Origin of the sequence: Arthrobacter sp. AG1021 (assembly GCF_003633665.1) — a bacterium.
Classification (GTDB): domain Bacteria; phylum Actinomycetota; class Actinomycetes; order Actinomycetales; family Micrococcaceae; genus Glutamicibacter; species Glutamicibacter soli.
The window spans coordinates 122,068-136,529 of the sequence record NZ_RBLB01000008.1 but is presented as its reverse complement, the minus strand read 5'-3'; the positions used below and the strand labels follow the sequence as shown (position 1 = coordinate 136,529).

Below are 14,462 nucleotides of genomic sequence, written 5' to 3'. Positions count from 1 at the left end.
CGGCCTGTTGCGTTGCGCTGACTGGTACCGCCTAGCGCGGTGCGACGGCGTGGGCCGGGCCGCTGCTGGCCGGATTGCTGCGGGCAAGGTCCCGGCGGGCGAAGTCCACGCACAGCGCGCTGAATCCCAGGGTGTAGAGGCGCTGCACGGTGCCCGGGTGCAGCTTCGGGGAAACCAGGCTCGCCGCGCTGGCCGCCAGCAGGCCCAGCACCGCGGGAGCCGCCAGCCGGCGGCGCGCCGAGGCCCCTGGCTGCCGGCCGAACTCCCGCCAGTAGCTCGCCACCAGCCCCATCGAAGCGGCCGAGGCCAGCGCCGTGGTCGCATAGTGGCGCCCGTGGCTGGCACTGGTTCCGGAGTCTTCCGGGCGCTCGGCGCGCCGCGGGGATCCTGGATCGTCGAAGGACACCGGGTAGTCCAGCGGGCTGAGCGCATCGCCGATGGTCGCGGCCCCGAAGGCGGCCAGCGACGCGCTCAGCAGCCCGCGCGGATCCGAGTCCCCCGGCCGCGAGGCGCAGGCCGCCACCAGGTAGCACCCGGCCGAGGCCATATCTGTCCATTGGAAGAGCCCCCGATGCCAGCGGTCCCGGGCGGCGAGCTCGGAGAGCATGGCGGTGCGCGGATCCAGCGGCCAGCCAAGCACCGCCTCCCCCAGGATGCCCAGCGAGTAGGCCGCGGCGCCCGCGCCCAGCGCCGCCGCCCGGATCCTCGCACGCCGCAGTTCCGCGCCCCCGCCAGGGTCTTGGATTTCGTTCATTCTCCTGCGCTCCCTTCGCCGTGCTCCGCTGCGTCGTGCTCCCTCTCGGAGCCGCCCGCCTTCAGCGCCGGCTCGGCCGGCAGTCCTGCGCCCGGGCAGCCCAGGGTCAGCCATAGGCAGGATCCAAGGCTCAACGCGATGGCGCCGTACTTGGCCAGCTCCCAGCCCTCGCGGGCCGCATCGCCCAGCAGCAGCATGCCTGCAATGCCCGGCACCACCACCTCGATCACGGTGAACACCGCTGTCGCCGGTCCCACGTGGCCGAATTCCAGCGCCCGGGTGTAGCCGGCCATCGCCACCACCCCGAAGCCGAGCACCAGCCAGAGCATCGGCTCGCGCAGCAGCTGGATCACCCCGCCGTCCAGCACCAGCCCGCGGGCGCCCAGCGCAGCGCCGGAGGCGGCCAGCCCGGCGAGCACCGCGGTCGGCATCGGCGCCCGCTTCCGGTAGAGCACTGCCAGAGCCGCAGCGAGCACCGGCAGCGCTCCGGCCAGCGTCCAGACCAGCGGCTGGGCGGCGGGCTGCGCTGGCTGGGTTCCGGTGGACAGGGCGAGCACCGCCAGCCCTGCGATCAGCAGGCCCATGGCGAGAAGCTGCGCGCGGCTCAGCTCGCTGGCGAACACCCAGCGCGCCAGCAGCATGGTGACCACCAGCGATCCAGCCAGCAACGCCTGCACCGTGAACAGGGTCAGATGCTGCAGGGCCAGCAGCGAGCACAGCCAGGCCAACAGGTCCAGGCCGATCCCGGCGAGGTAGAGCGGGTGGGCGTAGACTTTCGCCCCGCCGACCCGGCGCGCCGCCACGGCTTCCAGCACCGAGGCGGTGCCGTAGCCGATGCTGGCGGCCAGCGCCGCGGTGAGCCCCGGCAGCATCAGGCACGCTCCGGACGCAGCCTGGGCAGCGCCGGCAGCTCGGCCAGCCCCTCGGCCTGGGCCATGCGCAGGCCCTGGGAGAGCCACAAATCCACGGTGCCCACCGCGGCGTAGCGTGGCTGCCAGCGCGGATCGTACTTCGTATTGAAGCGGTACAGCGACTCCACCTGGGCGTGCTTGGAAGCCTGCTTGGCGACCAGGCGTTCGAACCAGCCGCCGGCTGCCTGTTGCCCGCCGGCCACCGCCTCGCGCAGCACCGCGAAGTTCAGCCCCAGCTCGCCGCCACCCTCGCCCGCCAGCTTGCCGAGCATCTCGATGATCAACAAGTCCATCAGGCCGCCGGGCAGCTGCCCGGAGGTGCTGCGCCGCATCACATCCAGCGACCAGCCGCGCAGCGCGGGGGCCGGCACCCACTGGATGAACGCCTGCGGGGTGCCGGCCCCGTCGTAGGCGATGGACAGCAGCAGGCCGGTGTCCGCCGGGTCGAACAGGCGCGAGAGCGTCATGGAGAAGCCGCGCTCAGCCTCCCCGCGCCGGCTCTCGCCGGCCAGGTCGGCCAGCCGGGCGCGCACCGCCGGATCCAGCCGCAGCGGGTCCACGTGCTCGACGCGGTAGCCCGCGCGCAGCAGCCGGGCGTGGGATTGGCGCAGCGACTTGGATTTCTTGCCCGCCAAGCTGAAGCTTGCGCTGTCCACGATCGCCTCGTCGCCCAGGTACACCGTGCGCAGGCCCGAGCGCTCGTAGGTCTCCAGCCAGTTTTCCGCGGCGCCCAGCACGCTGACCGACCAGCCGCGCTGCTCGGCGAACACCATGAATTCGGCCCAGGTTTCCCCGCGCTCGGCGGCCGGCCCGATGGGATCCGGGGAGACCAGGCAGACCGAGCCGCGCACCGCGTAGGCGATCACGCTCTGCCCGAGGAAGAACCAGCGCTTGTCGTCGCGCAGCGCGAAATAGTCAAGGGTGCCGCCGCCGTGGCGGGCGACGATCTCCCGTGCCCGTTCGCGGTCGGCCAGGTGCGCGGCGGCGTCGGCGGGGGCGGTGTGCGAGCCGGTGTACTGGTACCAGCACAGCAGCCCGGCCAGGCCCAGCAGCACCGCGGCGACCAGCGCGAAGCTCAGCGCCAGGTGGTGTTCATGCAGTTCGGCGTCCAGCACCGCGGCGAACTGCCGGGCGCCGGAGCCCAGGTCCTGGTCGGTGGCCAGGGCCAGGCGCAGCACCAGCGCGCCGGCCAGCAGGCTCGCCAGCGCCAGTGCCGCCCCGGCCACCAGCAGCGCGCGCTTCAAGGCCAGCCGCCCGGGCCGGACCGGGAAGGCGCGGTATTGCAGCCCCAGCCAGAGCGCGGCCGCCGCGCAGAGCGCCGCCAGCGGCCAGTCAGCGCGCTTGCCCGCGTGCAGCACCGCGATCAGCGCCAGCAGCAGCACCGATCCGGCCCAGGCCACCCGGTTGCCCGAGCGCAGGTAGCGCGCGAGGACGAACAGGCCGAAGGAGCCGAACACCACGTAGATCGCGGAGACCTGGATGAGGAATTCGGGCAGCACCGCCAGCGGCCCGTGCAGCCACGAGTGCAGCGGGCGCAGCAGCGCGGAGAGCAGGCTGAGCAGCCCGAGTCCGATGCCCAGGTACGCGGACGCCGCCCGGGAGCGGTCGCGCCGCTGCACCCGGACGGCGATGGAGGGATTCCTGCTGGTCATAGCAGGAAGTATGCCACTTAAGCCGGGCGGCGTGCGCCCGGTTCCGGCGGCTTATTTGCGGCCGACGAACCAGTCGGAGAGCTTGTCCAGCCGGGCCTGCAGCTGCTCGGCCGTGGCCTGCGGCACGGCCGGCCCGCCGCACACGGTGCGCAGCTTGGTGTGGATCTGCGCGTGCGGGGTTCCGGTGCGCGCGGACCAGGCCGACACGTTCTTGGACAGCTTGGTGCGCAGGTCCATCATCCGGCGGTGGTCGGAGACCGGGGCGGGCTTGGAGGCGCCGCGGCTGATCTGCTTGTTCTGCTGCGCGCGCAACAGCTCGGAGACCTGCTCGGTGTCCAGCAGCCCGGGGATGCCCAAGAAGCCCAGCTCCTCGTCGCTGCCGATGTCGGCGCCGGTGCCGAACTCGCCGCCGTCGAACAAGACGCGGTCGAAGGAGGCTTGCGAGTTCAGCGCCTCGAACTTGTTGCGCGTCAGCTCGTCGCTGGCCTTGTCCTCCTTGTTGGCTTCTTCCAGCAGCGCATCGTCCAGGCCGTCCTCGACCTTGTCGCCCTCGCGGTCCAGCGCGTGGTCGCGCTCGACCTCCATCTCGTTGGCCAGCGCCATGAGCACCGGCACGGAGGGCAGGAACACGCTGGCGACCTCGCCGCGCTTGCGGCTTCGCACGAAGCGGCCCACGGCCTGCGCGAAGAACAGCGGGGTGGAGGTGGAGGTGGCGTACACGCCCACGCACAGCCGGGGCACGTCGACGCCTTCGGACACCATGCGCACGGCGACCATCCAGCGCGAATCGGACGCGGAGAATTCGTCGATCTTTTCCGAGGCCTTCGGGTCGTCGGAGAGGATCGTGGTGACCTTCTCCCCGCAGATCGCCTCCAGCTGGGCCGCGTAGCCGCGCGCATCCTCGTGGTCGGTGGCGATCACCAGGCCGCCGGCGTCCTTCACGGTGCGGCGCACCTCGGACAGGCGGCGGTCGGCCGCCTGCAGCACCGAGGGGATCCAGTCGCCGTGCGGGTCAAGCGCGGTGCGCCAGGCGTGCGCGGTGACGTCCTTGGTGAAGCCCTCGCCGAGGTTAGCCTCCATCTCCTCCCCGCCGGCGGTGCGCCAGCGCATGTTGCCCGAATAGGCCATGAACAGCACTGGGCGCACGACGTGGTCCGCCAGCGCGCTGCCGTAGCCGTAGGTGTAGTCGGCCTTGGAGCGGCGGATGCCGTCGCCCTCGTCGACGTACTGCACAAAGGGAATCGGGGCCGCGTCGGAACGGAACGGGGTGCCGGTCAGCGCCAGGCGCCGGGCGGCGGGCTCGAAGGCCTCGCGGATGCCATCGCCCCAGCTGAGTGCGTCGCCTGCGTGGTGGACCTCGTCCATGATCACCAGGGTGCGCGCGTTCTCGGTTTTCGCGCGGTGCACCGCGGGCTTGAGCGCCACCTGGGCGTAGGTCACGACGACGCCCATGTAGTGCGAGCCGTGGCGCCCGTCGGAATTCTTGTAGTTCGGATCCAGCGCGATGCCCACGCGCGCCGCCGCGTCCGCCCACTGCTTCTTCAGGTGGTCGGTAGGCGCGACGACGATCATTCGGTTGATCTTTCCGGAGTCGATCAGCACCTTGGCCAAGCGCAGCGCGAACGTGGTTTTGCCCGCTCCGGGGGTCGCCACGGCCATGTAGTCCTTGGGCTCCGCCTCGAAGTACTTGGCCAGCGCCTCGGCCTGCCAGGCGCGGAGCTTCGGCCCGGTGCCCCAGGCCGCTCGCTCCGGATACGCTACCGGTAGCTTGTCTTCCAGAGGAAGCTTGTCACCAAAGTCAAAAAGTGCCTGCGTCATTTACCCTTTTCCCGGCCGCGTGCAGAAGTTGTAGGAAGTGCGTGCTTGAAACGCCGCACTACCCCATCAAGGATTCGTAGATTTCCTTGCACTCCGGGCATACCGGGAACTTCTTCGGGTCGCGGCCAGGGGTCCAGACCTTGCCGCACAGGGCGATCACCGGCTCGCCGGACAGCGCCGACTCCATGATCTTGTCCTTCTGCACATAGTGCGCAAAACGCTCGTGATCGCCGGCCTCGACGCTCTGGGTCGTCTCGGTGCGTTCGATCGTGGCCGTGCCACCGCGGGTTTCTTCAGACTGTTCCACCATGCCATCCAGTCTAGTACGTACGACGCTTTCATGGGGCGCACAGGCATGGGAGCTTGTCCACATCGCCCGCTCCTCCCCCGCCTCCCGGCGCTTCCGCCGCGCACGGTATCTACAGGTCACAGAGTGTTCTATCGATGTTCGACCGCTCCGTCGGCCCGCCGCATCCGCGCCGGACAGCGTCCAGTGCCGTGTCCCACACGCCATGGTGCCGCGTGGCATGTCCGGAACCCGCAAAAAAATTTTCCGGCACTTCTCCACAATCCGCACCCCACCCACCACCAGCCAGTGCGCCCGGGCGTTCACTGGAGCCATGAACACCACCGCACTGGCCCAAGGCCTCACCAGCCTGCACCACGTACTGACCCAGGTACGTCCCGCGCCCGGTGCCGCCCTGCCCGAACTATCGGGCACCCAGCTGCGGGATTTGCGCACCAGCCTGCTGGACACCTTCGCCGCCCTGCGCGAAACCCTCTCCGATACCACCGATCCCCGCCTGGCCCTGGAACTGGCGACCACCGCCCAGCAGCTCGGCTTCGAAGCGACCCGCATGGATTTGGTCGCCGCCGAACGCACTGCCGCCACCGCCGCCCACACCCTGGCCCAAAGCGAACTGGACGCACTGCGCGAGCACCCCGCCGACACCACCAGCACCCCGGTGCGCGCCTCCGGACGCGCCTGCTACCGCAACCCCGAAGAACTGCTGGCCTCCTGGACCCGCACCCCCTACTGGCACACCCACCGCCTGGTCCTGGACTCGATGGACTTGGTGGGGCGCAAGGACTTCACCGGGGCCCGGGTTGCCCCACGCTTCGAGCACCTGGCCGCCCTGCTCTTCCAGGCCGGGGTGGATCCGACGGTGGTGCGGCAGGCCAGCCGGAAACTGGCCAAGGTCGAACCCGAAGACCGCACCTTCGAAGGCACCGCCACCAGCCCGACCCTGTTGCATGCCGATGGGCGCACGGTGGAGGAACACGCCGCCCACGTCCTGGCGGCGGAGTTCATCCCGTTCGCGGCGGTGAAGAAGATCGCCTCCTTGATTCTGGAGGCCATCAACCGGTCCGGGCCGGTCCCGCCGGCGTCGCTGCGGCGCGGGGTGTTCCCGCTGCCGATCCGCAGCCCGCACTTCCGCGAGTTTTTGGTGCGGACTTCCACGGCGGAGGGGGCGTGGGTGGATGCGTTGATCGCGGCGGCGAACAAGGCCACCACGCGGGCCGGGCAGGCCGCGCGGAGGAACCCGGCCTCGGCGAACCCGAACCGGGGGCCGGGCTCAGGCGGGCCGGTGGCGGGGGCGTCGTTTTTCAAGGACCCTGCCGATAATCCGAACCAGCCCACGGGGCAGGACCCGCAGCCGCAGGCGGATGCCGCCACCGAGAGCGAAACCACCGGGACCGAAGCCACCAGCGCCGGGGCTACCGGAGTTACCGGGGCCGGCCCCGACGGGGAAGGCGGCTGGTCCATCCAGGACCTGCTGCCCGAAGGATCCGAGCAGCTGCGCTGGGACGATGACGAGTTGTTCATCCCCGAAGCGACCCCGCCCGAACGCGCGTTGAACGCGCTGCTGGAGATCCTGCTGGACGCCACCGGCGACGACCCGCCCGGAACCGCCTTCGGGGACGGCGGCCCGGGCCAGGGATCCCTCTTCGATTCCGACCCCGCGAACGCCGACGACGGCAGCGCCGGCGGCACCGGCAAGGCCGGCTGGGCCGAGGATGGGGAGGAGTGCTCCGCCGGGGAGCCCGACAGATCCCCGCCACAGCACAAGCGCAAGCGGTTGCGGCCGGTGGTCATCGCCCACCTGCAGCTGAACGACCTGCAACACCTGGCCTCCTCGACGGCGCAGACCGCGCACGGGGTGGACCTGCCGCCGGCCGCGTTGCGGCAGCTGCTGTGCCAGGCGGATCTGATCCCGGCGGTGTTCAACACGGACGGGGTGCTGCTGGACTTCGGGCGGACCAAACGCTTCGTGCCCGAGGTGCTGCAGCGTGCGGTGCTGGCCAGGGACCGGTACTGCCTGGTGCCCGGGTGCACCGCGACGGTGGAGCAGCTGGAATTCCACCACACCGACCCGTACGCCTTGGGCGGGGAAACGAACTTGGACAAGATCGCTCCGGGGTGCAAGAACCACCACATCGAGTTCGACCATGAGATGATCAAGATCGTGTGGGTGAAGGGCTTGCCGTGGGTGCTGCTGCCCAAGGACAGGGATCCGGCGCAGCGGTTGCGCAGGAATTACAGTCCACCGGGCGTCCCGACCAGCATCCCGCTACCGGACTCCGGCTGATTCCTCTCTCAGCGGTACCCACGAAAAAGTGGGGCTGCCATTCGACTATTCGAATGGCAACCCCACCATGTGCACCAGCTATCGGTTGATCATGACCGCTTGCATGAGTTCAGGCTGGCGGCGGTCGAACCACTTGCCACCCAAATGCACGCCACCGATCAGCATCCCGACACCGAGCAGGAGTCCAATACCCAGTGCGATGAACCCTGCGACCTGCGACTGCGTCGTCCAGGAAATCACAGCCGGGATGACCACTGGAATCAGCAGCACTGCCATGAAACCCATGGTGCCCATCTGGGTCAGCGCTACACGCAGGCCGTTGCCCGGAGGTGTCTTCATCGGGTTCTCGCCCGGCAGCGGCACGGCGTAGGTGTAGCGTGCCGAGACAACGGATGAGACGCCCAGCGATACCAGGAACGCGGCCAGCGACAAGCCCAGATCACTTGGCAGACGCCACAGCTGGTCGGACAGGATGGCAGGAAGCGTTGCCGCCAGCAGCAGCGGGATGATGCCGATGGCGAAGCAGGCCATGACGCGTCCAGCCCGGTCGGCCTTGCCCGATACCCCCGTCAGCACATGCAGGGCGAAAGCGGTGTTGTCATAGGAGACATCGGCGGAGATCGCGAAACCCATCAGGATGCCGATCAGCGGGCCGAGCGCGAACATCATCGTGTACTCCCCCGACTGGCGTCCGGCGAACCAGAAGATCAGCGGCAGCATCGGCACCATCAGGATGCTCAGCGCGTACCGCGGATCCTTGAACCAGTAGGTCAGCGAGCGTGCCGCCACGGCTCCGGTGGGAGTTGCCGGCAGCAGCTTGAAGAATCCCAGCCCGCGGGCAGTGGCCGCACGTTGTTGCGCAGGGGGCGCGACGGTCGCGGCCCCGGTAGCCCGGACCAGCAGCAGGTACAGGCCCACCAGGTAGACGACTCCCAGCACGGCGCACAGCGCCAGCTGCGCCATGTTCCCGGCGGCCAGTGCCCCAGGCAGGGCGGCGAAGGCGCCGAGCGGCGTATAGGCGAGCACCGCGGAGATCGGGTTGATCCAGTCGGCGATGCTCTCCGCCGCGGCGAACACCGAAGACAGCAACGGCCCGAGGGAGACCAGCAGCAGGAAGAGCAGGGCGAAGGTCAACTCGCGGAAACGCCGCTTGGAGCGCAGCGCAGTGGCCATGATGGTCAGGTACTGGCAGACCAGCACCGCCATGATCGCGGTGGCAACCGCGCTGACCATGGCCAGAGCGAGCACCGCCGGATCCAGCCGCCACATCATGGAGGCGCCCAGCAGGCCCAGGAAGGTCAGCACGGCGGGCACCGAGATGAACCCGGCGAGCACCAGCGCGGGGGCCAGCACCTTGGTATCGATGCCGAAATGCACAAAGCGGGCCGGCTCCAGCGTCAGGTCGACACCGGTGAGCAGCGGCGGAATGACCGCCCAGCCCAGCACCACGGCCGAGCCGATGATGATGGTCAGCTGGCCCGGGAACGGGTTCTGCTCCGCGGTAGCCCAGCTCGCCCCGGAGAGCAGCACGACCATGCCCAATGCATAGAGGCCGCCGATGATCACCGCGACCAGCTGGCCGGTGGACCGCTTGAAGCCGTTGCCCAGCAGACGGAGTTTCAGTTGGAGGATGTGCGCAACCATGACAGCCCCTCGTTCGTAGCTCGTCCGCCGACCAGGTCGACGAAGCGTTCTTCCAGGGACTTGCCGGCGCGGACGTCGTCGACGGTTCCCTGGGCCTTGAGCACGCCGTCGGCGATCACCGCGACGTGCGTGCACATGCGCTGGACCAGGTCCATCACGTGCGAGGAGACGATGACGGTGCCGCCCAGCTGGACGTAGCCGTTCAGGATGTCGCGGATGTTCGCCGCGGAGACCGGGTCGACCGCTTCGAAGGGCTCGTCGAGCACCAGCAGGTTCGGCGAGTGGATCATCGCGGTGGCCAGCGAGATCTTCTTGGTCATGCCCGCGGAATAGTCGACGACGAGCTTGTCGCCGTCCTGCGTCAGGTCCATGACGCGCAGCAGGTCTTCGGTGCGGACCGCGACTTCCTCGCGGTCCATGCCGCGCAGCAGGCCCGAATAGGTCACCAGCTGGCGGCCGGTCAGCCGGTCGAACTGGCGCACCCCGTCGGCCAGCACCCCGAGGGTGGCCTTGGCCGCGTGCGGGTCCGCCCAGATGTCGATCCCGTTGACCAGCGCGGAGCCCGCATCCGGGCGCAGCAGCCCGGTGGCCATGGAAAGCATCGTGGTCTTGCCGGCGCCGTTGGGCCCGACCAACCCATAGAAGGAGCCGGCGGGAACCTGCAGGCTGACGTTGTTCACTGCGACCTTGGCCCCGAACTGCTTGGCCAGGGAGCGAATATCTAGTGCGATCGGATTCATGCCTCGAGCCTAGCAACAGCCCAAGTCATCCATCATCATCCTTTTGAATTAATCCGCGATCGACAAAGGGCGCCGATGCCTCACGAGAATACTTCTCGAGGTGCACCGGCGCCCTGGGCGTTGGCGTGGAACCGCGTTGCTAGAAGAGCACGCGGGCCAGCTTCTGGCGCGAGGCGGCGACCCGCGGATCGTTCGTGCCGATCACCGCGTAGAGCTCGACCAGGCGGCGGCGGACGCGTTCGCGGTCCTCGTCGGCCAGTCGGGCCACCAGCGACACCAGGCGGGAGAAGGCATCCTCCACATGGCCGCCGACGATGTCCAGGTCAGCCACGTTCAGCTGGGCGTTCAGGTCGTCGGGGTTCGAGGCCGCTTCGGCGCGGGCCTGGTTCAAATCAAGGTTCTGCGTACGCGAAAGCAGGCGCACCTGATAGAGGCCCACCTGGGCTTCGTGGTCGTTCGGCTTCTCGTTCAGGGCCTGCATGTAGGCGGCCTCGGCGGCGGCGTAGTCGCCCTCCTCGATGGCGTCCACCGCCTTCTGGTGCAGCGGCGGCAGCGCAGGCTCCGCAGGGGCTCCGGCGAACGGAGGCACGGTGCCGCCCAGCCCCTGCTGCGCGGCCAGCTGCTCCAGCTGCCCGAAGACCTGCTCGATCTGCTCCTCGCCGGCCGGGCCCTGGAACAGCGGCACCGGCTGGCCGTTGACCAGCGCGACCACCAGCGGGATCTGCTGGGCCTGGAAGGCCTGGGCGATCTGCGGGCGCGCCTCGGCGTCGACCAGGCCGAGCACGAACTTGCCGCCGCGAGCGTCGACGAGCTTGCGCAGCGAGGCGTCCAGCTCGGTCGAGGCAGGCACGCGCGGGGAACCGAGCGACACGATGGCCGGAACCCGCTGGGACAGGCCCACGAACTGCTGGAATGCCGCTTCGTCCAGCTCCATGGCCCAGGTGGCGCCGGCTTCCGGCGCAGTCGCGTCGGTGGCCTGCAGGCGGTGCGAGGACAGCGCGCTGAGATCCACGGCGCCGCGGGACGATGGGATCGTTGGCTCTTCGCTCACGGTTACTTCACTTCCTTCACGTTCAGCAGCACTACCTCGGCCGCAATCAGCTGAATCTTATCCTCCGAGCCCTCGGCCGGCAGGTAGAACATGACCGGTTCGGCGTAGTTGATTTCCACGTCGCCGGTGGAGCTGGCCTTGCCCAGCAGCTTCTTGGTCAGCTCGTCGGTGCCCTCCAGCGGATCGGAGTCCTCGGTGCGCTCGAACACCGCGCGCTGGTTCAGCTTACCGGTCACGATCGCGCCGCCGTCCGGGGTGGAGACTACGCGGGTGTCGCCCTCGGTCACGGTGCGCGCGTACTTGACCTTCGCTTCGTTCGCATTCTGCGACTCGGTCTTCTGGCCCGCGTGGATGGCCTTGATGAACTCGGACTCGGCGAACTTGTCCTTGTTCTTCGACTTCTCGTTGGTCAGCACGTCGGCCAGCGACTTCAGCGCGTCCTTCGGGGTCTGCTGCAGGCCCTTGGCGTTCACGTCCAGCTGCTTGATCGACGGGTCGCCGACGGCGATGCCCGGGAAGCTGGCGCCGGGCAGCATCTGCTCGGCGAAGATCACCTGGTAGTTGTCGCGGGCGGTGGCCTGCACCAGGGTCAGCGCCTGCGGCAGGGTCTCGGCGTCCGAATCCTTGGCGGTCACCACGGTGATCACGCGCGGGAAGCTGGCGTCCGAGGTGTTGGGCACGGCGGCCGAGCGGATCACCGAGGTATTCAGGGTCAGCGGCTTGGCGACCTTGATGTCGTCGTTCAGGATGTCGTAGCGGCTGGAGCGGATGTACTTGAACGCGCCCGCTGCACGGGATTCGAGCAGCTTCTTATCGCGCTTCTCATCGGCGTTGCCGATCTGCTTCTGCACATCGCCCAGGATGCGGGTCAGCTGCTCCTCGGTGACCACCGGGAAGGCGGTCGGCTCGGACTCGGCCGGGGCGGATGCCTCGGCGGACTCGCTGGCCTGCTCGGTGGCGCTCGGCGAAGCGCTTTCGGTGGCGTTCTGGGCCGGCGACTGCGAGGCGTCCTCGGACGGGGCCATCGGCAGGGCCACGCCGGAGACGGCCAGCGCGACGACGGCCACGGCGGCCACGGAGTTCTGGGTGGTGCTCTTGGCCTTGGCCGGTGCGGCGGCGCCTGGCTTTGCGGTGCGCATCACCAGCAGCGCCAGCCCGAAGACCAGCAGCAGCGCGCCGGCGATGATCAGCGGCAGCGCGAACGGCATAGCTTCGTCGTTGGCGTAGGTGACGGAGATGTCCACCGGGGCGGCGTCCTTGCCGCCGGCGGCCAGCAGCAGCGACCAGTCGCCGGTGTCCGGGGCGGTCCAGCGGTAGGTCATGGTGCCCTGCGCGGTCTGCGAGTCGAAGAAGATGTCGGCGTTCTTCGGATCCGGCGCGGTGGCGTCGCCCTCGACGAAGTTGGCCTGCATCTGGTGGTTTTCGGTGTCGATGCCGGTGACGGCTGCGTGGGCGGTCTTGCCTACCCAGGCCTCGACGTCGTAGCTGCGTCCCAGCGAGGCGGTGAATTCGCCCTCGCCGCTGATGACCAGTTCGACCGGGGCGAGCTTTTCGGAGTTCACGCTGGATTCAATCAGCGTCAGCGGGGCCTTGCCGTCGAACTGCGGCATGGTAGCGGTCACCGTTTCGGGCGGAGCCCAAAAGGTCTTCTGCCCGATGCCGACAATCAGGGCCGCGGCCCCGAGCAGCATCGCGATCACGGAGATTACTTTTCGCACGATTTCACCTATTCACCTACGTCTCACAGCTGTACTATCCCCAGTCTAACGAGTCCGGTGCCCGCATGGTTCCTGCCACTGCCTGTGAACTGCCTCAATCGCCCAAGTCCGCGGTGTCTTTGGGCACACCGAAAAGCCGTTTGCGCGGTATGCTCGGTGCCATGCAGTCAGATCAGCCGCACGAGCCACACGAGCCAGCTCCGCACACCGGCCAGATCCCCTCCGCCGCGGGGGAATCGGACGGCCGGCAGAACCCGTCGCCGGCCGATCCGCTGCACCAGCTTCCCCGTCGCCAGCACCGCGACCCTGACGCTGAATCCGCCGCTGAGCATCCGGCGCCTGATACCGCATCAACTCCGCGGGTTCCCGGGACGCAGCCTGCGGCCCCGCGCGGCGAGTCCCCCGCCCCAGCCGAGAAGGCTTCGCTGCGCCGCCGGCTCGCCCGGCGTCTGACGGCCATGCTGAACACCCCGCGCCACGATGCGCTGGGCGAGGTGCCCTATGACGACCAGGGCGCACCGGATCCGATCCCGGCGCTGCACCCGATCGCCATGGGCTTCCTGGGCACCACCGGCGTGGGCCTGGCCCTGGGCGGATACTACGTGCTGACCAATGTCGGATCGCTGCTTACCTGGATCGCGATCGCGTTGTTCATCGCGCTGGGACTGGACCCGGTGGTGCGCTGGATGGTCTCGAAGGGGCTCAGCCGTCCGCTGGCGGTGACCGCCACGATGTTCGGCATCCTGGCGCTCTTCGGCGGATTCATGGCGCTCATCATCCCGACGCTGGTCACGCAGATCACCTCGTTCATCACCGATGCGCCGACCATCATCAACAACTTCCTGAGCAGCGACTGGCTGGTGCAGATCGACCGCCAGTACGCGTTGACGCAGCGGCTCGACGACGAGGTCAACCGATTCTTCGGCGACTCCGGCGCGATCACCAACGTCTTCGGCGGCGTGCTGGGCGTCTCGCAGACCGTGGCGCAGTCGATGTTCGGCATCCTGATCGTGCTGGTGCTGGCGATCTACTTCCTCGCCTCGCTGCCCGCCATCATGGCCTTCGGGCTGCGCCTGGCCCCGCGTTCCAAGCGCGAACGCGCCGGCGAGCTGGCGGTGCGCATCACCAGTTCGGTCGGCAACTACGTGATGGGGCAGGCCACCGTCGCGTTCCTCAATTCGCTGGTGGCGCTGCTGCTGATGACGATCCTGGGCGTGCCGTTCGCGGCGCTGCTCACCTTGCTGGTCGCGGTGCTGGCGTTCATCCCGCTGGTCGGCGGGGTCATCGCCGGCATCCTGGTCACGCTGGTGACGCTCTCGCTGGGCTGGCAGACGGCGCTGATCTACGCGCTGTGCTATTTCGGCTACCTGCAGCTCGAAGCGTACTTCGTCTCGCCGCGCATCATGCGCCGCGCGGTGGCGGTGCCCGGCGCCGTCGCGGTGATCTCCGTGATCGCCGGCGGCACCTTGGCCGGGGTGACCGGAGCCCTGATGGCCATCCCGGTCGCCGCCAGCGCGATGATCCTGCTGCGCGAGGTGTTCATCGCCCGGCAGGACCGACTCTAGGAATTCCCTGCGGCTGTC

11 protein-coding genes are annotated in these 14,462 nt (G+C 69.1%); 2 read left to right on the top strand and 9 right to left on the bottom strand.

From position 1 onward, the window contains the following. Positions 1–31: 31 nt before the first annotated feature. Genes DFO58_RS09135 through DFO58_RS09115 form a run of 5 tightly spaced genes read right to left on the bottom strand, consistent with a single transcriptional unit; the run spans position 32 to position 5,445 of the window. A complete protein-coding gene (locus DFO58_RS09135) occupies positions 32–754 on the bottom strand; it encodes a DUF998 domain-containing protein (protein ID WP_183043142.1) in 723 nt (240 codons plus the stop codon). Next, positions 751–1,626: a hypothetical protein gene (locus DFO58_RS09130; RefSeq protein ID WP_120990292.1), complete on the bottom strand. Its 876-nt coding sequence runs from the start codon at positions 1,624–1,626 to the stop codon at positions 751–753. The genes DFO58_RS09135 and DFO58_RS09130 overlap by 4 nt, the downstream gene beginning before the upstream one ends. Further along, positions 1,626–3,317 carry a phosphatidylglycerol lysyltransferase domain-containing protein gene (locus tag DFO58_RS09125; RefSeq protein ID WP_147407234.1) on the bottom strand — a complete coding sequence of 564 codons (1,692 nt, stop codon included), beginning with the start codon at positions 3,315–3,317 and terminating at the stop codon, positions 1,626–1,628. Before DFO58_RS09125 ends, DFO58_RS09130 begins: the two co-directional genes overlap by 1 nt. A 51-nt stretch (positions 3,318–3,368) precedes the next feature. Then, complete coding sequence (locus DFO58_RS09120; protein ID WP_047118762.1) at positions 3,369–5,135, bottom strand: DEAD/DEAH box helicase; 1,767 nt, start codon at positions 5,133–5,135, stop codon at positions 3,369–3,371. A 58-nt stretch (positions 5,136–5,193) separates the two neighbouring features. Next, positions 5,194–5,445, bottom strand: coding sequence for a DUF3039 domain-containing protein (locus tag DFO58_RS09115; RefSeq protein WP_047118761.1), 252 nt, complete (start codon positions 5,443–5,445; stop codon positions 5,194–5,196). Between the two features lie 310 nt (positions 5,446–5,755). On the opposite strand from DFO58_RS09115, the gene DFO58_RS09110 reads away from it, so the two are divergent. Further along, a complete protein-coding gene (locus DFO58_RS09110) occupies positions 5,756–7,726 on the top strand; it encodes an HNH endonuclease signature motif containing protein (protein ID WP_120990288.1) in 1,971 nt (656 codons plus the stop codon). Between the two features lie 78 nt (positions 7,727–7,804). On the opposite strand, the gene DFO58_RS09105 is transcribed toward DFO58_RS09110, so the two are convergent. The 4 genes from DFO58_RS09105 to DFO58_RS09090 form a co-directional block, all read right to left on the bottom strand. Next, the gene (locus DFO58_RS09105) at positions 7,805–9,370 is read right to left on the bottom strand and encodes a transporter (protein ID WP_120990285.1); all 1,566 of its coding nucleotides are present in this window, start codon (positions 9,368–9,370) and stop codon (positions 7,805–7,807) included. Then, a complete protein-coding gene (locus tag DFO58_RS09100) occupies positions 9,346–10,110 on the bottom strand; it encodes an ABC transporter ATP-binding protein (RefSeq protein ID WP_047118758.1) in 765 nt (254 codons plus the stop codon). The genes DFO58_RS09105 and DFO58_RS09100 overlap by 25 nt, the downstream gene beginning before the upstream one ends. Before the next feature lie 139 nt (positions 10,111–10,249). After that, complete coding sequence (locus tag DFO58_RS09095; protein ID WP_183043141.1) at positions 10,250–11,161, bottom strand: tetratricopeptide repeat protein; 912 nt, start codon at positions 11,159–11,161, stop codon at positions 10,250–10,252. Between the two features lie 2 nt (positions 11,162–11,163). After that, positions 11,164–12,879, bottom strand: coding sequence for a hypothetical protein (locus DFO58_RS09090; RefSeq protein WP_147407233.1), 1,716 nt, complete (start codon positions 12,877–12,879; stop codon positions 11,164–11,166). 161 nt (positions 12,880–13,040) lie between these two features. Here DFO58_RS09090 and DFO58_RS09085 point away from each other — a divergent pair, with 161 nt between their 5' ends. Beyond that, a complete protein-coding gene (locus tag DFO58_RS09085; protein WP_082124043.1) occupies positions 13,041–14,444 on the top strand; it encodes an AI-2E family transporter in 1,404 nt (467 codons plus the stop codon). Positions 14,445–14,462 lie beyond the last annotated feature (18 nt).